The sequence below is a fragment of the uncultured Bradyrhizobium sp. genome (assembly GCF_936943645.1).
In the GTDB taxonomy this organism is placed as follows: domain Bacteria; phylum Pseudomonadota; class Alphaproteobacteria; order Rhizobiales; family Xanthobacteraceae; genus Bradyrhizobium.
In genome coordinates, this window is the sequence record NZ_CAKZJO010000056.1 from 210928 (window position 1) to 234052 (window position 23125).

21 protein-coding genes are annotated in these 23125 nt (G+C 64.9%); 9 read left to right on the forward strand and 12 right to left on the reverse strand.

Going from position 1 to position 23125, the window contains the following annotated elements; translation table 11 throughout:
- Positions 1–226: 226 nt before the first annotated feature.
- The 7 genes from Q0743_RS16225 to pqqA form a co-directional block, all read right to left on the reverse strand.
- Complete coding sequence (locus Q0743_RS16225; RefSeq protein WP_298242517.1) at positions 227–904, reverse strand: DUF4286 family protein; 678 nt, start codon at positions 902–904, stop codon at positions 227–229.
- A 25-nt stretch (positions 905–929) separates the two neighbouring features.
- Positions 930–1913 carry a prolyl aminopeptidase gene (gene pip / locus Q0743_RS16230; RefSeq protein WP_298242518.1) on the reverse strand — a complete coding sequence of 328 codons (984 nt, stop codon included), beginning with the start codon at positions 1911–1913 and terminating at the stop codon, positions 930–932.
- A complete protein-coding gene (gene pqqE, locus Q0743_RS16235; RefSeq protein ID WP_298242519.1) occupies positions 1903–3096 on the reverse strand; it encodes a pyrroloquinoline quinone biosynthesis protein PqqE in 1194 nt (397 codons plus the stop codon). Before pqqE ends, pip begins: the two co-directional genes overlap by 11 nt.
- Complete coding sequence (gene pqqD / locus Q0743_RS16240; protein WP_298242520.1) at positions 3093–3404, reverse strand: pyrroloquinoline quinone biosynthesis peptide chaperone PqqD; 312 nt, start codon at positions 3402–3404, stop codon at positions 3093–3095. The genes pqqE and pqqD overlap by 4 nt, the downstream gene beginning before the upstream one ends.
- 12 nt (positions 3405–3416) lie before the next feature.
- The gene (pqqC, locus tag Q0743_RS16245; protein ID WP_298242521.1) at positions 3417–4196 is read right to left on the reverse strand and encodes a pyrroloquinoline-quinone synthase PqqC; all 780 of its coding nucleotides are present in this window, start codon (positions 4194–4196) and stop codon (positions 3417–3419) included.
- Positions 4193–5122 carry a pyrroloquinoline quinone biosynthesis protein PqqB gene (gene pqqB / locus Q0743_RS16250; RefSeq protein WP_298242522.1) on the reverse strand — a complete coding sequence of 310 codons (930 nt, stop codon included), beginning with the start codon at positions 5120–5122 and terminating at the stop codon, positions 4193–4195. Before pqqB ends, pqqC begins: the two co-directional genes overlap by 4 nt.
- Positions 5123–5225: 103 nt before the next feature.
- Positions 5226–5306: a pyrroloquinoline quinone precursor peptide PqqA gene (pqqA, locus tag Q0743_RS16255; protein WP_007595659.1), complete on the reverse strand. Its 81-nt coding sequence runs from the start codon at positions 5304–5306 to the stop codon at positions 5226–5228.
- 255 nt (positions 5307–5561) lie between these two features.
- On the opposite strand from pqqA, the gene Q0743_RS16260 reads away from it, so the two are divergent.
- The 5 genes from Q0743_RS16260 to tarD all read left to right on the forward strand — a co-directional run bounded on the left by Q0743_RS16260 (position 5562) and on the right by tarD (position 9587).
- The gene (locus Q0743_RS16260; protein WP_298242523.1) at positions 5562–5819 is read left to right on the forward strand and encodes a hypothetical protein; all 258 of its coding nucleotides are present in this window, start codon (positions 5562–5564) and stop codon (positions 5817–5819) included.
- A gap of 238 nt (positions 5820–6057) precedes the next feature.
- Entirely contained in the window at positions 6058–7458 is a 1401-nt protein-coding gene (locus Q0743_RS16265; protein WP_298242524.1) for an amidase family protein, read from the forward strand.
- 2 nt (positions 7459–7460) lie between these two features.
- A complete protein-coding gene (locus tag Q0743_RS16270) occupies positions 7461–7937 on the forward strand; it encodes a glutathione peroxidase (RefSeq protein ID WP_298242525.1) in 477 nt (158 codons plus the stop codon).
- 11 nt (positions 7938–7948) lie between these two features.
- Positions 7949–8191 carry a DUF3297 family protein gene (locus Q0743_RS16275; RefSeq protein WP_008559805.1) on the forward strand — a complete coding sequence of 81 codons (243 nt, stop codon included), beginning with the start codon at positions 7949–7951 and terminating at the stop codon, positions 8189–8191.
- Between the two features lie 226 nt (positions 8192–8417).
- Positions 8418–9587 (forward strand): D(-)-tartrate dehydratase, encoded by a 1170-nt coding sequence (gene tarD / locus Q0743_RS16280; RefSeq protein ID WP_298242526.1) that lies wholly within the window; start codon positions 8418–8420, stop codon positions 9585–9587.
- A gap of 212 nt (positions 9588–9799) precedes the next feature.
- On the opposite strand, the gene Q0743_RS16285 is transcribed toward tarD, so the two are convergent.
- Together Q0743_RS16285 and Q0743_RS16290 are read right to left on the reverse strand one after the other, a co-directional pair.
- A complete protein-coding gene (locus Q0743_RS16285) occupies positions 9800–11152 on the reverse strand; it encodes a malonyl-CoA decarboxylase (RefSeq protein WP_298242527.1) in 1353 nt (450 codons plus the stop codon).
- 281 nt (positions 11153–11433) lie between these two features.
- Positions 11434–12273, reverse strand: coding sequence for a helix-turn-helix transcriptional regulator (locus Q0743_RS16290; protein ID WP_298242528.1), 840 nt, complete (start codon positions 12271–12273; stop codon positions 11434–11436).
- A gap of 52 nt (positions 12274–12325) precedes the next feature.
- Here Q0743_RS16290 and Q0743_RS16295 point away from each other — a divergent pair, with 52 nt between their 5' ends.
- The gene (locus tag Q0743_RS16295) at positions 12326–13513 is read left to right on the forward strand and encodes an MFS transporter (RefSeq protein ID WP_298242529.1); all 1188 of its coding nucleotides are present in this window, start codon (positions 12326–12328) and stop codon (positions 13511–13513) included.
- A gap of 306 nt (positions 13514–13819) precedes the next feature.
- Entirely contained in the window at positions 13820–16087 is a 2268-nt protein-coding gene (locus Q0743_RS16300) for a cation:proton antiporter (RefSeq protein WP_298242530.1), read from the forward strand.
- On the opposite strand, the gene Q0743_RS16305 is transcribed toward Q0743_RS16300, so the two are convergent.
- Together Q0743_RS16305 and Q0743_RS16310 are read right to left on the reverse strand one after the other, a co-directional pair.
- Positions 16084–19233 carry an efflux RND transporter permease subunit gene (locus tag Q0743_RS16305; RefSeq protein WP_298242531.1) on the reverse strand — a complete coding sequence of 1050 codons (3150 nt, stop codon included), beginning with the start codon at positions 19231–19233 and terminating at the stop codon, positions 16084–16086. The genes Q0743_RS16300 and Q0743_RS16305 overlap by 4 nt on opposite strands.
- Positions 19234–19243: 10 nt before the next feature.
- Positions 19244–20437 (reverse strand): efflux RND transporter periplasmic adaptor subunit, encoded by a 1194-nt coding sequence (locus Q0743_RS16310; protein ID WP_298242532.1) that lies wholly within the window; start codon positions 20435–20437, stop codon positions 19244–19246.
- Between the two features lie 235 nt (positions 20438–20672).
- On the opposite strand from Q0743_RS16310, the gene Q0743_RS16315 reads away from it, so the two are divergent.
- Entirely contained in the window at positions 20673–21464 is a 792-nt protein-coding gene (locus Q0743_RS16315; protein ID WP_298242533.1) for an ABC transporter substrate-binding protein, read from the forward strand.
- A 113-nt stretch (positions 21465–21577) separates the two neighbouring features.
- Entirely contained in the window at positions 21578–22012 is a 435-nt protein-coding gene (locus Q0743_RS34280) for a bleomycin resistance protein (protein WP_367184919.1), read from the forward strand.
- Positions 22013–22016: 4 nt separating this feature from the next.
- Here the strand turns inward: Q0743_RS34280 and Q0743_RS16325 are convergent, their stop codons facing one another.
- The gene (locus Q0743_RS16325) at positions 22017–23084 is read right to left on the reverse strand and encodes a hypothetical protein (RefSeq protein ID WP_298242535.1); all 1068 of its coding nucleotides are present in this window, start codon (positions 23082–23084) and stop codon (positions 22017–22019) included.
- Between the last annotated feature and the right edge of the window lie 41 nt (positions 23085–23125).

Genomic DNA, 23125 nt, shown 5'->3' on the forward strand with positions numbered 1-23125 from the left:
TTAGCTTATTAGAACCGTTCCCAAGTACAACGGCAAAGTTTCGCAGGTCCCCGCTTTCATGGGAGCTGCGCGCAGACAGCATTAATGCCGGCACGCGAGATGCGTGCGGTGCAGCATCGCTCTCTTCGCATGTCGGAGGTCTCGTGCCCCGGACGCAGCGCCTCTTCGGCGCTGCGCAGCAACGCTTGCGCGTTGCAGCGCGTCCGGGACACGAGAGCAACGCGCGTCAGCCGCGCGTAAGATCGCTCTTCGCGAGGTCCCACATCAGGCTGTAAGTGCCGACCGAGACGGGCAGCGGGAACGGCGCAGCCGTCGGGCCGGTGAAGCGTTCGGCGATCACGGCCGAGACCGCGCCGACATGCGTGCCGTCGATCAGCACGAACCAGTCGCGCGCGCCCCCGTTGCGCGCAGCCGGAATTTCCGCCGTTGCGCCGGATAATTCCGGTTCGCTCTCCAGCAGGTGCATGGAGATGATGCCGTCGCGCTGCTGCGGCACCAGCTTGTCTTGCAGCGCATCACGCCATGCGCCGGCGTTGTCGGGCGTCGGCCGCAGCCGCACCACGCCGAGGGCAACGCCGCGTCCGGAGCCGTTGCTGACGGTGATCCGCGCAACCACGCGGAGCATGTCCTTGAAGCGCGCCATGGTCTGCCGCGACCAGTCGGTCGGGTTCGCCAGCCGCGCCCGGTAGGCGGGGCTGTCGAGCACGTCCAAGGATGCGGTCGAGTACAGGCACAGATATTTGGGATTGGCGGCATGCGCGATATAGCGCCGCGCTTCGAGAAACCCATCGATCGCGACGCGCTCTTCCAGATGTTCGCGATCGTACCAGCGGTTGAAATCGGCCTCATCTGAAACGTCGATGTTCATCGACGTCAGCAGCATGCCTTTCCCGGCGAGCGGCATTTTCTTGCTGTCCTTCCTCCGCGCATTAGCGCGCGGCCTTCGACGCAAGGTCCGCGATCGACTTCATCACCGCGTCCCTCACGCCGCCATCATAGAGCGAATGTCCGGCTTCTTGCACGATCCGAATTTCGGAACCCGGCCAGACTTGCGCCAGCGCATGCGATGTCTCGGGAGGACATAACAGGTCGTAGCGGCCCTGCACGATAATGCCGGGAATGCCTTCGAGCCGGCCCGCGTTCCGCAGCAACTGGTCTTCGCCCATGAAGCTGTCATTGACGAAATAATGCGCCTCCATGAACGGCGTCGCCGGCAGCGTGCGCCAGACGTTCAGCGCGGCGAGATCGAGCCGCGTCTTCGCCGCCTTGTGCTCGGACAGGGCGCGCTCGGTGTCGTGCCAGGCGCGCGAGGCAGGTCCGTGGACGGCAGTATCAGGATCGAGGATGCGGCGATAATAGGCCTCGACCGCGCGGTCTCGCTCTTCCAGCGGCAGCACGCTGAGAAAATCCTCGGAGAGCGCGGGATAGAATTGCGGCAGGCGCACCGTGAACGCCGTCTCGACCTCGGCCCGCGTGCCGAGGAACGTCGCGCGCAGCGCAATGCCGGAGACGCGCTCGGGATGCGCCTGCGCATACGCCAGAGCCAATGTCGCGCCCCAGGAGCCGCCGACCACCATCCAGCGGTCGAAGCCGAATTTTTCGCGGATCTTTTCCATGTCCGCGATCAGATGCGCCGTGGTGTTGTGCGCGCGCGAGCCCTTGGGCCGGCTGCGGCCGCAGCCGCGCTGGTCGAACAGCACCGCGCAGAAGCGATCGGGATCGAACAGCCGGCGATGGTCGGGCTGACAGCCGCTGCCCGGTCCGCCGTGCAGATAGACCGCGGGGATGCCGTCGCTGCGGCCGACGCTCTCGACATAGAGCTCGTGGCCGTCGCCGACGTCGAGCATGTCGGAGGTCAGCGGCGCAAAGGGATCGGCGCGTCTGGCTGTGCCTGCGTCGGCGTCAGGTCCCATTCTCGGCTTCCGGGGTGCCGCCGGCGAAGTTGCGATAGAGGAAGCGGCTGGTCTCGCCCTCGGCCTCGGCCTCCGCCTGCTTGAAGATGGTCTCGTGCAGGGGCGACAGCGCGCAGGCGGGATCGGTGTTGGCGGCATCGCCGGTCAACGCAAACGCCTGGCAGCGGCAGCCGCCGAAATCGATCTCGCGGAATTCGCAGGACTTGCACGGCTCCTTCATCCAGCCGGTGCCGCGATAGCGGTTGAAGGCCTCCGAGTTCTGCCAGATCCAGGCGATCGAATGGTTGGAGCGCACGGATTCGAACTCCAGCCCGGTGATGCTCTCCGCGGCATGGCAGGGCAGCACCTTGCCGGCGGGCGAGATGTTGAAGAACTGCCGGCCCCAGCCGCCCATGCATTTCTTCGGCCGCAGGGCGTAATAATCGGGGACGACATAGTCGATGGTCAGCCGGCCCTTCAGCCGCTCGCGCGCCTCCTCGACAATGGTCGTGCACTCATCGAGTTGGGCAACGGTCGGCATCAAGGCGGCGCGGTTCTTCAGCGCCCAGCCGTAATACTGGACATTGGCGACTTCGAGCCGGTCGGCATCGAGATCGAGCGACATCTGGATGATCTCGGGGAGCTGGTGCAGATTCTGCCTGTGCATCACCGCGTTCACGGTGAGCGGCAGATCCAGCTCGCGCGTCCATTTGGCGACTTCGAGCTTCTTGCGGTGGCCGCCCTTGTAACCGGCGACGCGATCGGCAAGGCCTTCTTCGATGCCCTGGAAAGAGATCTGCACGTGGCAGAGCCCGGCATCGGCAAGCTCACTCAGCCGCTGCCGCGTCAGCAGCACGGCCGAGGTGATGAGGTTGGTGTAGAGCCCGGCGTCGCTGGCATGCTTGACGAGCTCGACCAGGTCCTTGCGCGCCGTCGGCTCGCCGCCGGAGAAATGCACCTGCAGCACGCCGATCTCGGCGAGCTCGCTCAGCACCTTCTTCCACTCGTCCGTGGTCAGCTCCTTGCCCGAGCGGTCGAGCTCGACCGGGTTGGAGCAATAGGGGCATTGCAGCGGGCAGCGATGGGTGATCTCGAGCAGCACGGCCAGCGGAATGCCGAAGGTCTCCGCCGTCGAGCGCTGCTTCTCCAGCACCGCGAGGCTGTCGCTGGTTTCGAGGGGGATGTTCGGGAGCACGTCGCTCATGGCGTCTTCTCCCTGATCTCGGTGAGAAAGCCCTTGTCGGCGAGATCCTGCAGCATGACGACGACGTCGGCCATGATCGCCTCGCGGGGAGCTGCGTATTTCGCCGCAAGCTGATCGGCGATGTCGCCGACATTGCGTTCACCGTTGCAGAGCTGCAAGACCTCGACCGCGATCTCGTCAGGAGCCAGCACGCGTTCCGGCGCCAGGATCACCCAGACCTTGCGGGTCTCGTCATATTTCAGCTTGGCGTGCCGCGGCAGCACGGGACGGCTCGTTTCGCTGACGCTGATGTTCCGCGGCCCGGCCATTGCTGCTCCTCTTCAGCCCGCTTTGGGCACGAACGCGCCCGGCGGGATGTTACCCTCGACATAGGCGTGCTGGAGCGCGTCGAGCTGCACCCACAGCACGTTGGTCTTGAAGATCAGCGCGTTGCAGACCTGCGCGCGCTGCTCCGGCGTCGTCGCATGCGCCTTGACGTAGTCTAGCGCAAAGCCGGCATCGCGCGGCGCCTGCGTCAGGCGGCGCTTGAAGTAGCTCATGATATCAGGATTGACGAAGTTGTAATGCTCCAGCATGCCGGCAATGCGCTCTTCGTGCAGGTTCGGCGCGAACAATTCGGTGAGCGAGGAAGCGATCGCCTCCAGGGGGCTCTTTTCGCGGCAGTAATGCACGTAAGCTTCCACGGCGAAGCGCGTCGCCGGCAGGATGCCTTCGGTGGATTCCACGTAAGCCGTGTCGAGGCCGAGGCCCTCGGTCAGCTTGATCCAGCGTTCGATGCCGCCTTCGCTGCCGACGTCGCCGTCATGGTCCTCGATGCGGTGGCGCCATTCCAGGCGCGTGGCGCGATCGCGGAAGCGCGAGATCACCACCGCGTCCTTGATCGGGATCGTGCTCTGGTAATAGTAGCGGTTCAACGCCCAGGCCTGCACCTGGCCCTTGTTCAGCTTGCCGCCGTGCAGCAGCTTATGGAACGGATGCAGGCTGTGATAGCGCGTCGCCCCGATGTGGCGCAGCGTCGCCTCGAGCTCCTCGGCCGAATTGAGCTTCAAATCCTTGCCGATCGAGAGCGCAGTCATTCCCGTCATTGACGCCGCATTCACAGCACGATCTCCGTTCCATCCGCCGGTATCTGCCAGCCCGCCGCCTCGGCGGTCTTGCGCTCGTGCGAGCCGGGCAGCAGCGCCGGGTTCGAGTTATTGATATGCAGAAATATCTTCCTGTCGAGGGTGAGATCGGCAAGCCGTGCGATCGCGCCGTCCTCGCCGGACATCGCGACATGTCCCATGCTCTTGCCGGTCTTCTGGCCGAGGCCGGCTCGGATCATCTCGTCGTCCTGCCAGACCGTTCCGTCGAAGAACACCAGCGAAGCGCCGTCGATCTCGGCCTTGAGGGCGTCGCTGACGTCGGCGCAGGCGGCGATGAAGTAGAAATATTTGCCGGTCGACTTGTCGGTGATCTTCAGGCCCAGCGTATCGCCGTCGCTGACGTCGCCGCCGGGATGCGCCTTGCCTTCCAGATACCAGGCCGACTTGCCCGAGACCGCGAACGGCAGCACTTCCAGCCCGGAGCGTGCGCCGTCGGTGAGGCGCGGCTCGAACGGCTCGTTGATTCCGATCGGCTGGCGCCGCACGTGCTTCTCGTTCAGCACGTTGAAGATGCTGTTGCTGGCAAGGATCGCCAGCACCTTCTCATGCGCATAGATGGTGAACGGTGAGCTCTCGCGCATCGACAGCAGGCCCGCCACCGCATCCACTTCACTGTTGGTGAGGATCACGCCGGCGATCGGCGTGTGGCGCAGCGCCCCGGCCTTGGGATGCAGCTGCGGCGTGGCATTCAATTGCTGACGCAGGTCGGGGGAGGCGTTGATCAGGAACCAGTTCTCGCCGTCACCGCTGAAGGCGACCGAGGCCTGCGTCCGATGCAGCTCAGGTCCGCCATTACGGGCCGCCCGACAGCCCTCGCAGCCGCAATTCCACTGGGGAACTCCGCCGCCGGCTGCGGCGCCCAGGACGACGACGCGAAGCATAATCCGTCTCCTGGAAGGAACACGCGCGGTGGATCTCAGGCCGACGCAAATGCAGTCGTGACCGAAAGATCCACCGGCGCAGAATGCGAGTTTGCCGACCGGCTTACTTGCGGGTGGCGCTCACATACATGTTGATTTCCATGCCACAGGGCACTTCGACGATCTTCGGGGCTTTCCATGCCATTTCGGCTCTCCATTTTTGCGAATTCGGACGTATCCGCCCACTCGATAAACTAATGCCGGCGGAGAAGTTCGCCAGTGAAATTTTCCCGGACATAGGTAGTAGGCCTGCGGAATTGCTGCACTGCAAAGAGAGCGTATTGCGGCCGTAAAGATGCCATAGGCAAACTGCCGATAGGTCGTGATCCCTGTCGGGATAAACGAGTTGTGAGTATAGAACGGCTTCCAATCGGCTACAGGCGACCCCATTGGATCAGGCATGCCCAGATATTTCTTCAACACCCGCATCGGCGACGAATTGATCGTGGATCCTGACGGCGAGGACCTGCGCAACCCCGATCGCGCCTGGGAGGTCGCCCGCCAGATGATCCTGGAGGTCGTGAAATCCGAGGGCACCCAGCGCGCCCTGTTGGACGCCGTGATCGAGGTGACCGACACCGAAGGCGAGATCGTGCTGGAGTTTCCCTTCACCGAGGCATTGCTGGACATGCCGGACGAGTCGGCGACAAGGCACTAGCCCAGCTCCTTCCCCGTCATTGCGAGCGTAGCGAAGCAATCCAGACTGCCTCCCCGGAGGGACGCTGGATTGCTTCGTCGCATCAGCGCAAAATTGCTCCGCAATTTTGTCGCGAGCTCCTCGCAATGACGGAGAATGAGGCGCCATCCCGCGTCAAACCCGCCCTTCACCCCCGCGAAATCCGCATGGCTTTGCCGCGTTCCCGGCGCTAAAAGACGCCGGATACACGGAGCAAGCCATGCAAGACCTCTGGCGCCTGTCGGCCGCCGACCTCGCCACCCTCGTCAAATCCAAAAAAGTGTCCGCCCGGGAGGCCGCCAAGGCCGGGCTCGCCCGGCTCGATGCCGTCAATCCCCAGCTCAATGCGGTGATCGACCACCGGCCGGACGACGTGTTGAGGCAGGCCGACGCCGTCGATGCCGCCATCGCGCGGGGCGAGGACCCCGGCGTGCTCGCCGGCGTGCCCGTCACCATCAAGGCCAATGTCGACCAGGAGGGCTTTGCCACCACCAATGGCCTCAAGCTCCAGCGCGACGTGATCGCGCGCGAGGACAATCCGGTGGTCGCCAATTTCCGCAAAGCCGGTGCCATCCTGCTCGGCCGTACCAACTGCCCGGCGTTCTCCTATCGCTGGTTCACCACCAATCTCATCCACGGCGACACCAAGAACCCGCGCGATGCCTCGCTGACGCCGGGCGGCTCGTCCGGCGGCGCCGGCTCGGCGGTCGCGGCCGGCATCGGCCATATCGCCCACGGCACCGACATCGCCGGCTCGATCCGCTATCCCGCCTATGCCTGCGGCGTCCACGGCCTGCGCCCGACGCTCGGCCGTATCCCCGCCTTCAATCCGGCGCTGCCGGAGCGCCCGATCGGGCCGCAGATCATGGCGGTGTCGGGCCCGCTGGCGCGCACCATCAACGATTTGCGTATCTCGCTGGAAGCCATGTCGGCCCGCGACGTCCGCGACCCCTGGTATGTGCCGGCGCCGCTCCAAGGTCCCGCGCGCGAGAAGCGTGCCGCGATCTGTCTCAATCCGGACGGCCTTGGGACCACGCCGGAAGTGAAGGCGGCCGTGACCGACGCCGGCAAGCGGCTCGAGCGCGCGGGCTGGACCGTCGAGGTGATCGAGAATACGCCGCCGATGCGCGAGGCGGTGCAGTGGCAGCGCAAGCTCTGGCTCGGCGACGGCTACGAGGCGCAGCTGGAGATGGCCGAGCGCGAGGGCGATCCCGGCGCGCTGGCCTGCCTGCGCGGCAACCGCGCCAAGGTCACGCCGATGGATCAGGCGAACTACGCACAGGCGCTGACCCGCCGCGCCACGTTCACGCGCGAGTGGATGATGTTCTTCGAAAAATACGCCGTGGTGCTGACGCCGGTCTCCGGCGAGCTGCCATTCCCCGATCATCTCGACCGCAAGGATGCCGAGTCCTTCGAGCGGGTCTGGGAAGCGCAGATGCCGCAGATCGCGACGCCCTTCATGGGTCTGCCCGGCCTCGTCGTCTCCACCGGTCTCGTCGGCAAGACCCCGGTCGGCGTGCAAATCGTGTCCGGCCGCTATCGCGAAGATCTCTGCCTGCTCGCGGGCGAGGCGATCGAGGCGGGCGGCGTGCCGCCGTCGCCGATCGATCCCGTGGGTTAGCGATGTCAGCGATCTACGACTTCAAGGCCAACTCGCTTGCGGGCGAGGAGGTTGCCCTGAAACGTTTCGAAGGGCAGGTGCTGTTGATCGTCAACACCGCGAGCAAATGCGGCTTCACGCCGCAATATCGCGGGCTGGAGGATTTGCACCGCGATCTCTCGCCGCGCGGCTTCTCCGTGCTCGGCTTTCCCTGCAACCAGTTCGGCGCGCAGGAGCCGGGACAGGCGGACGAAATCCAGGCGTTCTGCTCGACGAACTACGACGTCACTTTTCCGCTGTTCGAGAAGATCGACGTCAACGGCGCCAATGCGCATCCCCTGTATGAGTACCTGAAACGGCAGCAATCCGGGCTTCTCGGCGCCTCCATCAAATGGAATTTCACCAAATTCCTGGTGGACCGTGCCGGCAAGGTGATCGCGCGTTACGCGCCGACCGCACGGCCCGAAGGATTGCGCAATCAAATCGAAACACTGTTGTGAGCGAGATAATCATGAGCGACGAATTTCCGGACCGTCTGTCGGTCGATCCGAACAGCCCCTATTACAACGCGGACATCCTGTCGCGCGACGTCGGCATCCGCTTCAAGGGCATCGAGAAGACCAATGTCGAGGAGTACTGCATCAGCGAAGGCTGGGTCCGCGTCACCGCCGGCAACGCCAAGGACCGCCACGGCAACCCGCTGACCATCAAGGTGCACGGGCCGGTGGAGCCGTATTTCAGGGATAAGAAGTGACGGCGAAGCCGTCATTGCAGTGAACGAGCGCGGCACATCCAAATGCAAAATCGTCACCCTGAGGTGGCCGCTCCTTCAGCGGCCCTCGAAGGGCGACAGCCCGGCTGCACCTCGGCCGTTCATCCTTCGAGGCTCCCGGCGCGATGCTTTGCATCGCGCCACTCGCACCTCAGGATGACGGAATGACAGTCCGACGAACTTCCTCTTAACACCAAAGGCCACGCCCATGTCCGTCCGCATCGTCGACGTCCGCGAGATCACCAAGCCGATCTCATCGCCGATCCGCAACGCCTATATCGACTTCACCAAGATGACGACGAGCCTCGTTGCCGTCGTCACCGACGTGGTGCGCGACGGCAAGCGCGTCGTCGGCTACGGCTTCAACTCGAACGGTCGTTACGGGCAGGGTGGGTTGATCCGCGAACGTTTCGCCGCGCGCATCACGGAGGCCGATCCGAAGTCGCTGCTCAACGCGGCCGGTGACAATTTAGACCCCGACAAGGTCTGGAGCGCGATGATGACCAACGAGAAGCCGGGCGGCCATGGCGAGCGCTCGGTCGCCGTCGGCACCATCGACATGGCGGTGTGGGATGCGGTGGCGAAGATCGCCGGCAAGCCGCTGTTCCGCCTGCTCGCCGAACGTCACGGTCTCACCGCCAATCCGCGCGTGTTCGTCTACGCCGCCGGCGGCTATTATTATCCCGGCAAGGATCTCTCTATGCTGCGCGGGGAGATGCGCGGCTATCTCGACCGCGGCTACAACGTCGTGAAGATGAAGATCGGCGGCGCGCCGATCGAAGAGGACCGCACCCGCATCGAGGCGGTGCTCAAGGAGATCGGCAAGGACGCGCAGCTCGCCGTCGACGCCAACGGCCGCTTCAACCTCGAGACCGGCATCGCCTACGCCAAGATGCTGCGCGACTATCCCTTGTTCTGGTACGAGGAGGTCGGCGATCCCCTCGACTACGCACTGCAGGCCGCGCTCGCCGAGTTCTATCCCGGCCCGATGGCCACGGGCGAAAATCTCTTCAGCCACCAGGACGCCCGCAATCTGATCCGCTACGGCGGCATGCGCCCCGACCGCGACTGGCTGCAATTCGACTGCGCGCTGTCCTACGGCCTGTGCGAATACCAGCGCACGCTGGAAGTCCTGAAGACCTACGGCTGGTCCCCCAGCCGCTGCATCCCGCATGGCGGCCACCAGATGTCGCTCAACATCGCAGCAGGCCTCGGGCTCGGCGGTAACGAAAGCTACCCCGACCTGTTCCAGCCCTACGGCGGCTTCCCGGACGGCGTCAGCGTCGAGAACGGCCACATCACCATGCCCGAGCTGGCCGGCATCGGCTTTGAAGGCAAGTCCGATCTCTACAAGGAGATGAAGGCGCTGGCGGAGTAGGGGCTGAGTGATTTGGTGCGCACCGGCGGCGCTCTTTACTCGGTGTCGTCCCCGCGAAGGCGGGGACCCATAACCCAGGGAGATGTTACGGCGCGAGCTGGTCACTCCGGCTCTTCGCCAAAGCCAACCCTGTGGCTATGGGTCCCGGATCAGCGCTTCGCTTCGCTACGCTTGTCCGGGACGACGACCGAGTGTGAGGCCCGAGCGTGCCGCTACGACAACCGCATATCCAGTAGCCGCCGGCCCTCGCCCTTCAGCAGCTTCTTCACCGCACTCGACGCCACGACCTCGCCGTCATTGGCATAGGCCTCGTGGTTCTTCTCGATGTCGTCGAGGCGGTAGAGGTAGTTGACCATCACGCCGGCGGATTCGCGTAGCCCCTTCGGCGAGAGGTCGCCGAGCCAGTTGATGCGCTCGAGCCTTGCGCCGTTGCCGAGATGGAAGCGGGCGACGGAGTCGATCAGCTTGCCCTTCGGCGTGCGCGCCTTGAGGAAATAGTGCGCGGCCAGCGGCTCGATCACGCCGCGAAGCAACGCGGTCGTTTCGGGGCTCTCGAACCATTTGGGATCATCGAGGCGCTTCAGCGTCTCGCGGTCCTCGTCCGACAGCGGCAGATCCTTGTCCTGCCTCACCCAGGCCATGAAGCCCGGCACCGGCGACAGCGTCACGAAAGTGTCGAGCTTCGGCGTTTCGCGACGCAGCTCTTCCACCACCTGCTTGATCAGGAAGCTGCCGAAGGAGATGCCGCCCAGCCCGCGCTGGGTGTTGGAGATCGAATAGAACACGGCGGTGCGCGCGCGGTCGATCGGAAGATGCTGGCGATCGACCGCAAGCAGCGGGGCGATCGCGCCGGGAATGGTCTCGGTCAGCGCCACCTCGACGAAGATCAGGGGCTCGTCCACCATCGCAGGGTGGAAGAAGGCGTAGCAGCGGCGGTCAACCGGATCGATGCGGCGGCGCAGATCGTCCCAGTCGGAGATTTCGTGCACGGCCTCGTAACGGATGATCTTTTCGAGGATGTTGGCCGGGGTCGACCAGTCGATCCTGCGCAGCACGAGAAACCCCCTGTTGAACCACGAAGAGAGAAGATGCGAGACGTCGCGATCGAGCGCGGCGAGATCGGTGTGTCCATTCATCATGCCGAGCAGATCGGCGCGCATGTTGACGAGGTCGCCGGTGCCGCCGGGGGCACGGTTGAGGCGGCGGATCAGCTCCTGCCGCCGCGGCTCCGAGGCGAAATGCAAGGAGCTCGCGTCCTCGTCGCTGGGCGCCGCGCGCCATGTCTCGATGGCCTTGGACAGGCGCTCCCGGTCCGGGCCGAAATCGCGCACCAATCCGTCGAAGAAGGCGCGGCGTCCCGCCGCATCCAGCTCCCGGTAGATGTCGAGCACCTCGCGCGCGATGGCGATACCCGATGCTTCGCCCCGGCCCGACAGCAGCGCGTCGCAGAGCTCGAGCAGCCCGTCGGCATCCGGTCTGGTGTCGGCGGAATCGCCGCGACGAAGCAGCGTGCGGCCGCGCTCGGAGATCGTGGCGAGCAGGTCGGAGAAGAAGGCGTTGGCCATCGGGACTTTCGTGTCAAGGTTTGTGCGCTGCGGAAGCTTACACGCGATTTGGGCGGAAGCCGATCACAATCAAGCGGAGGAATGCGGCAACTTTAGTCGGGCCGTGCGTTTGGCGAATGCCGGCATGCCGTTGGATGCGGACGATGTCTCCGAGCGCCCCGCTGCCATAGGGTGGGCAAAGGCGCTCCTTGCGCCGTGCCCACGATCTCTCTCGATGACAAAAAATGCGTGGGCACGCTTCGCTTTGCCCACCCTACGAGTTCTGCGCTCGTATCGACGAGCTATGCTTTCCCCGCAAACTCCGTCGGCGTCCGCCCCGTCACCTGACGGAACGCGGCCGAGAAGGCGGGCACGCTGGCATAACCGAGCTGGGTCGCGAGCTGCTTCACCGAGACATTGGCATCCGTGGACAGCCGCTGGATTGCAGCCGCAATTCGCGCGCGCTGGCACCAGCTCTTGAAGCTGAGTTGCGTTTCGCTCGAGAACAGCCGCGACAGCGTCCGCGCCGACGTTCCGACCTCGCGCGCCAGCGTGTCGATGTCGTGCAGGCCGGTGGGATCGTCCAGCACGATCAGCGCGGCGCGGCGGCAGCGCGGCTCGTGCGGCAGCGGCACGAAGGTCGCGGAATCCTCGGCCTGGTGCAATTCCAGCATCACGAGGCGCACCAATAGCTCGGTGCGTTCCTCGGTATTGCGCGCGTCGAACAGCGCGAGGATCGCCTGATTGAGCAGCGGCGAGACCCGCACCACGAATTCTTTGGTCAGCCCCTCGTAGCGCTGCTCGCGTTTCAGCCAGGCGAGGTCGAAATACAGCGTGCGCATCTCGATGTCGGCGAGCAGGTCGAGGGCGTGCTCGAGCCCGGCCGGCACCCAGACGGCCCGGTCCGGCGGCACCAGCCAGCGGCCCTCGGGCGTCGTCACCTGCATGGTGCCCTTCGCCGCATAGATCAGCTGCGCCTCGCGGTGCAGGTGCGGCTCGATCCGCATGCCTCTCGGATAGTCGCGCGCCACCAGATGTACGCCTGCGGGCGAGCGGTGGTTGCTGCGGACCTCCCGCAGGATTGGCGTGTCCAAGTTTGGCGTTTCCAAGATTGGCGTTTCCAAGACAGTCATTGGCAGCATCCCGTCATGGGGAGGACATATAACTCATTTCGGAGCAGGAGAGGATTCGGGAATGAACAGCCCAGGTCTTAACAGTCCAAGCCGGGTGATCAGTTTCGTCAACGCAGGCCATTTCATCGACCATTATTCGATGCTGATCTTCGCCGCGGCCGTCATCATCATGGGCCCGGCACTCGGCATGGCTTATTCGGAACTCTTGCCGTATGCGACGCCGGGCTTCGTGGCCTTCGGCGCCGGCTCGCTGCTGACCGGATGGCTCGGCGACCGCTGGAGCCGCCGCCACATGATGCTGATCTTCTTCGTCGGCATCGGGGCGTCCATGATCTCGGTCGGCCTCGTCCAGACCCCGGCGCAGCTCGGCGCCGCCTTGCTGTCGATCGGCATCTTCGCCTCGATCTACCATCCCGTCGGCACCGCCATGATCGTCTCCTACGCCGAGAGGCTCGGCCGCGAGATGGGCATCAACGGCGTCTGGGGCAATCTCGGGGTTGCCTCCTCGGCGCTGGCCACAGGCGTGATCGGCCAATATCTCGGCTGGCGCTTTGCCTTCATCATTCCCGGCATCGTCACCATCATGATCGGCATCGCCTTTGCGCTGCTGGTCGTGCACGAGGACCGCAAGGGCTCGAAGCAGGCGGCGGCGCAGGCGCGCGTCGCCAAGCAGGACATGTGGCGCGTGGTGCTGTCGCTGCTGATCGTGGTGATCGCGATCTCGACCACCTTCAACGCCGTCACCGTGGCGTTGCCCAAGCTGTTCGCCGAGCGGCTTGCCGACCTGACCAAAAGCCCGGCGCTGCTCGGCGTCATCGCGGCCTGCGTCTACGTGTTCGGCGCGATGACACAGTACACGATCGGCCGGCTGCTCGACCGCTACTCGCTGAAGACGGTGGCGCTGCCGCTGTCGTTCATGCTGGCGCCGTTCCTGTATCTGGCCGCGAGCCTGAACAACCTGCCGCTGATCCTGGTGTCGATCGGCATCGTCATGGGCGCGTTCGGACAGGTTACGGTGAACGACGCCATGGTCGGCAAATACACCAGCGAGGAATGGCGCTCGCGCGCCTATGCGGTGCGCTACTTCATCGGCTTCACCGCGGCCGGCGCCTCGGTCGGCTTGGTCGCCTGGCTCTACGAGCAGGGCGGCTTCGTCACCATGCTCCACGCCTTCGCCGGCCTCTGCCTGCTCGCCATCGCCGCCGCCATCATCCTGCCCCGCGAGATCCGGACGCCTGCGGCGGTGTAAGGGCTCCGTGTCCCGGACAAGCGCAGCGAAGCGGAGCGCAGAGCCGGGACACAGAAAATTGCGGGCGGCACGTCACGCACGCCGCCGATCATGCAACTCTACCCCTGTTTTGCCCGACGAAGCAAAACCGCTTCGGCAAGGCCGAAATTTTCCTGAGCCTTTTCAATGCCATCCCTACTGTGCATGGGGTTGTTTTCGCAATTTTTGTCGTCACGGCCTGTCTCACGCGTCTGGAACCCGCGCCACCTCCCGCGGGTTCTATCGCCGTGGGCCCCGACACCGGGGTAAAGGGGGAAAATCATCTGCATGCCATGGCGCCTGCTCCGACCCGTCGGTCTTGTCTTCGCGGCGCTCGCCTTCACCACCGCGGCGGCCGGTGCTGAAACGGGCAAAGCCGCAGGTCCCTCCGAATTCCTGCTGGTGGCGCAGATCGTGCTGCTGATCGCGGTCGGGCGGGGCCTCGGCGAGATCATGCAGCGGATCGGCCAGCCCTCGGTGATCGGCGAGCTGCTCGCCGGCATCATCCTCGGTCCCTCGCTGTTCGGCTGGATCTGGCCGGAGGCGCAAGCCGCGATCTTCCCCAAAGCGCCCGAGCAGAAGGCGATGATCGACGGCATCGCGCAAGTCGGCATCCTGCTGCTGCTGTTGCTGACGGGCATGGAGACCGACCTCAAGCTGGTCAGGAAAGTCGGCAAGGCCGCCATCGCGATCTCGATCGCCGGCATCCTCGTGCCCTTCGCCTGCGGCTTCGCGCTCGGCGAGTTCCTGCCCGACGCATTGCTGCCCGATCCGCAAGCGCGCCTCGTGGCTTCGCTGTTCATGGGCACGGCGCTGTCGATCTCGTCGGTGAAGATCGTCGCGGTGGTCGTGCGCGAGATGAACTTCATGCGGCGCAATGTCGGCCAGATCATCGTCGCGACCGCCGTGATCGACGACACCATCGGCTGGATCATCATCGCCGTCATCTTCAGCCTCGCCTCGCACGGCACGCTGGACGTCGCCTCTGTGGCAAAATCCGTGCTGGGCACGCTCGCCTTCCTCGCCGTCAGCTTCACCATCGGGCGCCGGCTGGTGTTCCAGCTGATCCGCTGGGCCAATGACAACCTCGTCAGCGCCGCGGCGGTCATCACGGTGATCCTGCTCCTGATGTGCGTGATGGCGATGATCACGCATGCCATCGGCGTCCACACCGTTCTCGGCGCCTTCGTCGCCGGCATCCTGGTCGGGGAATCCCCGATCCTGACGCGGCAGATCGACGAGCGCCTGCGCGGGCTGATCTCGAGCTTCTTCATGCCGGTGTTCTTCGGCCTCGCGGGCCTTGCCGCCGATCTCTCGGTGCTGCGCGATCCCGATCTCCTCATGCTCACCGGCCTCCTGGTCGTGATCGCCAGCGTCGGCAAGTTCGGCGGCGCCTTCGTCGGCGGCACCTTGGGCGGGCTGAGCACGCGGGAATCGCTGGCGCTCGCCAGCGGCATGAACGCGCGCGGCTCGACCGAGGTCATCATTGCCACCATCGGCCTGTCCATCGGCGTGCTCAGCCAGAACCTGTTCACGATGATCGTCACCATGGCGATCGTGACCACGATGGCGATGCCGCCGATGCTGCGCGCGGCGCTGGCGCGGCTGCCGATGGACAAGGAGGAGAAGGAGCGGCTGGAGCGGGAGGAGTTCGAGAAGCGCGGCTTCCTCGCCAATCTCGAACGTCCCTTGCTCGCCGTGGACGAGAGCGTCAACGCCACCTTCGCCGCCCACCTCGCGGGCCTCATCGCCGGCATGCGCGGCCTGCCGATCACCGTGCTGCATATCGGCAAGAGCGCGAAGGAGCAGGAGAAGAGCCGCGACGCCGAGGAGAGCCACGAGGCCGTGGTGAAAAAGGCGGCCGAGGCGGTCTCCGCCAAGACCGAGGACGACGTCGGCAGCGTCGATGTCGTTACCCGCGCGCGGCGCGCGGAACTCGGCGAGACCATCACTGAGGAGGCGCGCAAGGGCTTTGACCTTCTGGTCGTCGGCATCGACAAGGTTGCTGTGACCAAGGATCGCTTCGACCGCAAGATCGAGGACATCGCCGCGACGTTCGAGGGGCCGCTCGCGATCGTCGCGGCCAAGGGCAAGCATCTGAAGCAGCCGAACCCCGACGCCCTCAACATCCTCGTCCCGGTCTCCGGCAGCGGCATCTCCAAGCGCGGCGCCGAGGTCGCGGTGGCCTTGGCGCAGGGCGGATCAGGCTCGCTGCGGGTGATCTATGTCGCGACCACCCGCGACAAGGGCGCGCAGCGCGGCGCCTCCCGCGGCCTCAGCCAGGAGGCCGGCATCCTCAAGGACGCCAGCGATCTTGCCGCCCGCTACGACGTCGACATCACCACCACGCTGCGGGTGAACCGGGCGCCGGAGGCCGCGATCCTGCGCGAGATCGAGACGACCGACGTCGATCTCGTCGTCATGGGCGTCGACCGCATCCAGGCCGACCATCTCTCTTTCGGCGGCGTCGCAGATGCCGTGCTGCGGCAGTCGAAGGTCTCGGTGCTGCTGGTGTCGAGCGGCGAGGCAAGGCAGGTAACGGCCGAAAAGGCTTAGGGCTTGACCTCCGCCGCCTTCGGCGTCTTCTTGCTCGCCCGCCAGTTCTCGAAGCGCTGCACCACCACGAAGAAGGCCGGCACGAACAGCACCGCAAGGCAGGTCGAGGCCAGCATGCCCGAGAACACCGTGATGCCGATCGATTTGCGCGCGCTGGCGCCGGCCCCGGTCGCGAGCACCAGCGGCACCACACCGAGGATGAAGGCGAACGACGTCATCAGGATCGGGCGGAAGCGTGCGCGTGCCGCTTCGATCGCGGATTCGATGATCGACTTGCCGTCGCGGCCGTGCAGCTCGAGCCCGACCTCGACGATCAGGATCGCGTTCTTGGCCGACAGCGCGATCAACAGGATCAGGCCGATCTGGCAATAGAGGTTGTTGTCGATCTTGAGTCCGGAGAGGATCAGCATCGGCCCGAGCAGCGACAGCGGCACCGCGAGGATCACCGAGATCGGCGCGTACCAGCTCTCATACTGGCCCGCGAGCACGAGGTAGACCAGCAGCATGGCGAGGCCGAACACCCAGTAGATCTGGTTCGAGACCGCCTTCTCCTGGTACGACATCGCGGTCCATTCATAGCCGGTGCCGGGCGGCAGCGTCTTGTCCGCGATCTCCTCCATCAGCTTCAGCGACTGGCCCGAGGAATAACCCTGCGCCGGCAGGCCGATCACGGTCGAGGACGGATAGAGATTGTAGAGGCTGATCAGCGACGGGCCGGTGGCCGGCGTGATCTTGGCGACGGTGCCGATCGGAATCATGTCTCCGTTGGAGTTGCGCACCTGCATGTTGGCGATGTCGCGCTCGGTCAGGCGGAACGCCGGATCGGCCTGGGCGTAAACCTGGAACACGCGGCCGAACTTGTTGAACTGGTTGACGAAGGACGAGCCGAGATAGGTCGACAGCGCCGAGAACACCTGGTCGGTGGTGACGTGCAGCGTCTGGGTCTTGACGCGGTCGATCTCGACGTTGAATTGCGGCACGGAGGAGCGGAACGAGGACTGCACGCGCTGCAGCGCGCTCTGGCTCTGGCCGTTCGAGACCATCGCCCCGGTGATGGCCTGCAGCTTGGCGAAGTCGCTGTTGCCGTCGCGCAGCTCGACCTGCATCGAGAAGCCGGCGGCGTTGCCGATACCCTGGATCGGCGGCGGCGGCAGCACCAGCGTGCGCGCCTCCATGATGGCAGCGAGCTTGTCGTTGAGGCCATAGACCAGCGAGCGCAGATCCTCGCCGGGCCCTTTGCGCGCGTCCCAGTCCTTCAGGATGATGTAGGCGACGCCGGCATTGGCAAGGCTGGCGCTGTTGTCGAGCGCAGAGATGCCGGCGATGGTGATGACCTGCGCCACGCCGGGCGTCTCCTTGATCAGCCCGCTCGCTCTGTCGAGCACCGCTTGCGTCCGCTCCAGCGCCGCGCCGTCCGGCAGCTGCACGGCGGCGATCAGATAGCCCTGGTCTTCGATCGGCAGGAAGCCGGTCGGCACCCGCGACAGGCCATAGCCGCTGGCGCCGATGACCAGCAGCGCGAACGCGACCGAGATGGTGGCATGCTTCACGAGGAACGTGATCAGCCGCGTGTAGCCGCGCTCGACGCGGTCGTAGACCGCGTTGAAGCCGCGGTAGAAGAAATTGCGCTGCTCCGGCGGCACCGTCGGCCGCAGCCAGAGCGCGCATTGCGTCGGCTTCAGCGTCGCCGCGTTGATGGCGGAGAGCAGCGCGGTCGCGGCGATCACCAGCGCGAATTGCGAATAGATGCGCCCCGTGAGCCCGGCCAGGAACGAGGCCGGCAGGAACACCGAGATCAGCACCAGGGTGATGCCGACGATCGGCGCGAACAGCTGGTCCATCGCCCTGATCGCAGCGTCGTGGCCGTTCATGCCCCGCTCGATATTGTGGGCGGCCCCTTCCACCACCACGATGGCGTCGTCGACCACGATGCCGATCGCGAGCACGATCGCGAACAGGGTCGACATGTTGATGGTGAAGCCGAGCGCCGCCATCGCCGCGAACGCGCCGATGATGGTGACGGGCACGGTCGTTGCCGGCACCAGCATCGCGCGCCAGTCCTGCAGGAACACCAGGATCACGACCAGCACGAGGAGGCCGGCCTCGATTAGCGTCATGTAGACCTCGTGCACCGAGGCCTCGACGAACTTGGTGGTGTCGAACGGCGTGTCGTATTTGATGCCTTCCGGGAAGCGCTTGGCGAGCTCGGCCATCTTCTTCTCGACGGCCTTTTCGACCTGGAGCGCGTTGGCGCCGGGTGACTGGAACACGCCGATGCCGACGGCGGGCTGCTTGTTGAGCGAGAAGATCTGGCTGTAGGTCTGCGCACCGAGCTCGACCCAGCCGACGTCGCGTACGCGCGTGACGTCGCCGCTGCTGCCCGACTTGACGATGATGTTCTCGAACTGGCTGGTGTCGTCGAGCCGTCCGTTGACGTTGAGCGTGTACTGGAACGCCTGGCCCGCGGGCGTCGGCGGCGCGCCGACCTGGCCGGCGGAGACCTGCTGGCTCTGCTGCTGGATGGCGTTGATGACGTCCTGCGGCACGAGGCCCCGGACCTGCAGCTTGTTCGGATCGAGCCAGACCCGCATGGAATATTGGCCGGCGCCGAACACGGTGACGTTGCCGACGCCGGGCAGGCGCGAGAGCTCGTCGCGGATGTTGATGGTGGCGTAGTTGCTCAAATAAAGGCTGTCGTATCGCGAATCCGGCGAGGTCAGCGTCACGAACAGGAGGATCGAGGTCGACCGCTTCTGCACGGTGACGCCCTGGTTCTGCACGGCCTGGGGCAATTGCGACAGCGCGCTGGAGACGCGGTTCTGCACCAGCACCTGCGCGAAGTTGAGGTCGGTGCCGATCTTGAAGGTCACGGTCAGCGTATAGGTGCCGTCGGAGCCGCTGTAGGACTGCATATAGAGCATGTCCTCGACGCCGTTGACCTGTTGTTCGATCGGCAAGGCAACCGTGTCGATCACGGTCTTGGCGCTGGCGCCGGGATAGCGCGTGGTCACCTGCACGGTCGGCGGCACCACATCGGGATATTGCGCGATGGCGAGATTGAACAGCGCGACGCCGCCGATCAGGATCATCAGCAGCGCGATGACGTTCGAGAGGACCGGCCGCTCGATGAAGAATTTTGAGATCATGGCCGGCCCCTTACTTGCTCGAGGCCTGCGACTGCTCGATCTTCGTCACCTGCGGGTCGATCTTCTGGCCCGGGATCACCCGCAGCAGTCCCGCGATGACGACACGGTCTTCGGGCTTCAGGCCGCCCTCGATGACGCGCAGCCCGTTGTCGACCGGGCCGATCTGCACCTTGCGCTGCTCGACGACGTTGTCGCCGTTGACCACCAGCAGATAGCGGCCGCCCTGGTCGCTGCCGAGCGCGGTGTCGGGAACGAGCAGGGCGCTCTTCTCCTGGTCGAATGGCACGCGGACGCGGACGAAATAGCCGGGCAGCAGCACGCGCTTGTCGTTGGGGACGAGGCCGCGCACCGCCAGCGTGCCGGTCGATTGATTGAGGGTCGGCGAGACGTAGTCGAGCTTGCCCTCATGCGGATAGCCGGTCTCGGTCTGCAATCCCACCTGAATCGGGAATTGCTTCATGTCGGCGGGGGTCAGCCCGCGCCGGGCCGCTTCGGCGCGGATGCGCAACACGTCCTGCTCGTTGACGGTGAAGTTCACATAGATCGGGTCCATCGCGACGATGGTCGCGAGCTGGGTGGGGGAGGAGACTCCGACGAGCTCGCCGACCGAAGCCATGTGGGCGCTGACGATGCCGTCGAACGGCGCCGTCACCTTGGTGTAGCCGTAATTGACCTGGGCGAGCCTGGTATTGACCTGCGCCTGCTGCAGATTGGCCTGGGCGTTGTCGCGTGCCGAGGTGGAATTGTCGAGCGTGGCCTGCGAGACCGCCTGGCGCTGCACCAGCTCGGCCTGCCGCTTGTAATCGGCTTCCGACTGTCGGACCGAGGCCTGGGCGCCGACCTCGGCGGCCTGCGCCTGTTCGAGCTTGAGCTTGTAGGTCTCGGGCTCGATCGTGAAAAGCTGGGTGCCCTGCTTGACGAAGCTGCCGTCCTGATAATCGATCGATTGCAGAAAGCCCTGGACCCGCGCCACGAGATCGACGCTCTTGATCGGCGCGGTGTTGCCGGTGGCCTCGATGTAACGCGTGACCGGTCGCTGCACCGGCGTCGCCACGTCCACCTTGGGCGGCGGCGGTGCCACGAACGTGTTCTTGTCCTCGCAACCCGTCAGCGCGACCACGGCCGCAGCAGTGGCCAGCGTCCGCCCGGCCAGTCTCCACGCTTCATTGCGCCGTGCGGGAGATGCGGGATTCGATGCGGTCATTCGGTGGCCCCCGGGTATCGTCTGTCGGTGCGGCAGGCTACCAACAAATGCCCGGCCGTGGAACACCATAGCCATGGCAGTCGCCGGCCTTGCGCTGCACAGGGCGGTGTGGCCTTTGACAGATTTGTCATGACAAACCGCTTTTCACCGGGCGCACGATCGACCACAATTGTCTCAAAGGCCGCGCGAGCCGGATAGAGCGGCCGGGAAGAAGAAAAGGTGGGGAGATCATGACATGCCAGCGCCATTCCGGTCGGCCCTCGCCGGCCTTGCTCTCACCGCGATGGTTGCGATGCCCGCGCTAGCCGACGGCTTGAAGGACGAGATCGCACCGACCGGCAAGCTGCGGGTCGCGATCGCCATCAGCCCCGCGGGCGGGGCGTTCTGGTCGACCAAGACCGAAGCCGGCTATGCCGGCGTCCCCGTCGATCTCGGCAAGGCGATGGCCGCGCAGCTCGGGGTATCGGTCGAATATGTCGTGCACCAGAATTCCGGACAGATCACCGACGCCGCGTCGAAAGGTACCTGGGATGTCACCTGGTTGCCAAAGGATCCCGAGCGCGAGACGAAGATGGCGTTCGGCCCGATCTACGAGGTCGCGGACGCCACCTATATCGTCAAGCCCGGCTCGACCGTCACCAACTTCGCGACGCTCGACCAGCCCGGAATCAAGGTCGCGGCCGTCAATGCCACCACGACCATGCGCGGCGCGATCGCCCATCTGAAGCAGGCGAAGGTCACGGGTTATCAGACCTATGACGAGATCTTCGGCCTCTTGAAGAGCGGCGAGATCGACGCCTTCGCGCTGTCGCGCGACCAGCTCAACAAGATGGCCCAAAAGATTCCGGGCACCAAGGTGCTGGACGAGACCTTCAAGAAGACGGTGACCGCCGTCGCCGTGCCGCTCGGCCATCAGCAGGCACTGGCCTTCGTCACCAAGTTCATGACCGAAGCCACGACCAACGGCACGCTGCGCAAGGCCTATGACAACAATGGCCTGAAGGACGCGCCGATCCGGACGGAGTAGGACGTTCAGCCCACAGGGAGACGCTCGACCTTGGTCGCGTCGGATGTCCGCTTGTCGTTCAGCGGCCTCGAAAGTGGACGTCGTCGACTACAAATGCGGGAGAACTGCGAGCCGTGGACCGACCAGCAGATAGATTACCAACTGGGGGCTTTGCCCGGCTCGTCCCCGAGCTGGACGTTTTGGACTTGGGACAGAGCAAGAATTTTTGGTGCGAGATACTCGGTTTCCGGATCGCGTATCAGCGACCGGAGAATCACTTCGTGTACATCGAGCTACAAGGATCCCAGGTCATGCTGAAGCAACAAAATGGCAACTGGGAAACTGGGATTCTGCAACGACCACTGGGGCGCGGGATCAACTTTCAGATGTTCGTCGACTCCGTGGCACCCCTTCTCGATGCACTGAAGCATGAGAAATGGCCGCTCTTCAGAGAGTGTCATGACGCGTGGTATCGAATCGCAGGAGAGGAGCGCGGCAACAGGCAATTCCTGGTCCAAGACCCTGACGGCTACCTCCTGCGTTTCGCAGAGGACTTGGGCAAGAGATAATCTCCTACCGCCGCTTGATCTCCGCGTACTTCGCCATCGCCTTCTCGAACTTCCGGTTGAACAGAAACATCGCGGCGAGGATCTCGCGGTAGCTGGCCGATGTTCTCGCGCGGTCGGCCCGTCCGAAAGCGAAGATGCTGTTGTTGCGCAGGTGCTTCATGATGGTGGGGCTGGACACCCTGTAATTCAGGAGATCGCCGGATTTGAGCGCGGCACGCGTCGGTGTCGGCACGATCTGGATCAGCTCGAACAGCTTCATCTGGTCGATCGTGTCAGGCAGCGTCTTCACGATGGCGGGGATCTCGCGGAAGACGTCGGCATGCGCGTTCATCAGGCCGTCGCGAACGTTGGTCCAGTGGTTGAAGCGGAGATCGATGCCGCGGGCGCGCGCCTCTTCCCTGTCGTCGCGCGCATTCAGGAACGGATCGATCGCGGCGATCTCGCTCTTGATGGCCTGCCATTTCCGATGGCCGTTGCGGTCCTCGGAGGGGCCGGTCTGGAAGCTGCCCATATAGGTGTTGGAGCGTCCGTTGCGGACGTTCTGCTTGCCGTTGGTCTCGGCAAAGAACAGCCCGAGGCTGATGCGCCCCGCGGCAGCGGCGTGGTCGAGCGCAAGCCCCTTGGCGCGCGCGATCACCGTGGCGAGGTCGACGACGTCCTTGAACGGTGTCGCCGAGTTCTGCGCATTCGCCGGCGGCGCCTCCATGACGTCGAACAGCTTTGAATATTCGTCGATCAGCGACTCGATATCGGCGTCGAAATAGGCGGGAGGAATCTCGAACTTGTTGGGCCGGCCGATCCGCGACGGCATGGCGTCGGTGAGATCCTTGTAGCTGCTGATCACCGCGACGCGTGCCAGGTAGAGCGCCTGTCCCGGCAGGTTCGGCAGCGGCTCTCTCGCGTCGATCTGGCGCCGCCGCTCGGCGAGGACCGATTTGAATTCGGCGAGCGCCTTGTCATAGGCGGCGACTGCCTCGGACTGCCGGGGCGCGAGCGCACGCTGTTGGCCGGCGGCGGGCGCTGCGACCACGAAAGCGACAGCGGCAAAGATGGCAAGACGTCTCAATCCCATGGCCGGTTCCCGTCGATTCGAGGCCAGGAGATCGTAAGCAA

Bases quoted from the DNA above. Each gene is read 5' to 3' on its own strand.
- Q0743_RS16225 (WP_298242517.1), bottom strand. From the start codon at position 904: ATGCCGCTCGCCGGGAAAGGCATGCTGCTGACGTCGATGAACATCGAC.
- pip (WP_298242518.1), bottom strand. From the start codon at position 1,913: ATGGGACCTGACGCCGACGCAGGCACAGCCAGACGCGCCGATCCCTTT.
- pqqE (WP_298242519.1), bottom strand. From the start codon at position 3,096: ATGAGCGACGTGCTCCCGAACATCCCCCTCGAAACCAGCGACAGCCTC.
- pqqD (WP_298242520.1), bottom strand. From the start codon at position 3,404: ATGGCCGGGCCGCGGAACATCAGCGTCAGCGAAACGAGCCGTCCCGTG.
- pqqB (WP_298242522.1), bottom strand. From the start codon at position 5,122: ATGCTTCGCGTCGTCGTCCTGGGCGCCGCAGCCGGCGGCGGAGTTCCC.
- pqqA (WP_007595659.1), bottom strand. From the start codon at position 5,306: ATGGCATGGAAAGCCCCGAAGATCGTCGAAGTGCCCTGTGGCATGGAA.
- Q0743_RS16260 (WP_298242523.1), top strand. From the start codon at position 5,562: ATGCCCAGATATTTCTTCAACACCCGCATCGGCGACGAATTGATCGTG.
- Q0743_RS16265 (WP_298242524.1), top strand. From the start codon at position 6,058: ATGCAAGACCTCTGGCGCCTGTCGGCCGCCGACCTCGCCACCCTCGTC.
- Q0743_RS16270 (WP_298242525.1), top strand. From the start codon at position 7,461: ATGTCAGCGATCTACGACTTCAAGGCCAACTCGCTTGCGGGCGAGGAG.
- Q0743_RS16275 (WP_008559805.1), top strand. From the start codon at position 7,949: ATGAGCGACGAATTTCCGGACCGTCTGTCGGTCGATCCGAACAGCCCC.
- tarD (WP_298242526.1), top strand. From the start codon at position 8,418: ATGTCCGTCCGCATCGTCGACGTCCGCGAGATCACCAAGCCGATCTCA.
- Q0743_RS16285 (WP_298242527.1), bottom strand. From the start codon at position 11,152: ATGGCCAACGCCTTCTTCTCCGACCTGCTCGCCACGATCTCCGAGCGC.
- Q0743_RS16290 (WP_298242528.1), bottom strand. From the start codon at position 12,273: ATGCTGCCAATGACTGTCTTGGAAACGCCAATCTTGGAAACGCCAAAC.
- Q0743_RS16295 (WP_298242529.1), top strand. From the start codon at position 12,326: ATGAACAGCCCAGGTCTTAACAGTCCAAGCCGGGTGATCAGTTTCGTC.
- Q0743_RS16300 (WP_298242530.1), top strand. From the start codon at position 13,820: ATGCCATGGCGCCTGCTCCGACCCGTCGGTCTTGTCTTCGCGGCGCTC.
- Q0743_RS16305 (WP_298242531.1), bottom strand. From the start codon at position 19,233: ATGATCTCAAAATTCTTCATCGAGCGGCCGGTCCTCTCGAACGTCATC.
- Q0743_RS16310 (WP_298242532.1), bottom strand. From the start codon at position 20,437: ATGACCGCATCGAATCCCGCATCTCCCGCACGGCGCAATGAAGCGTGG.
- Q0743_RS16315 (WP_298242533.1), top strand. From the start codon at position 20,673: ATGCCAGCGCCATTCCGGTCGGCCCTCGCCGGCCTTGCTCTCACCGCG.
- Q0743_RS16325 (WP_298242535.1), bottom strand. From the start codon at position 23,084: ATGGGATTGAGACGTCTTGCCATCTTTGCCGCTGTCGCTTTCGTGGTC.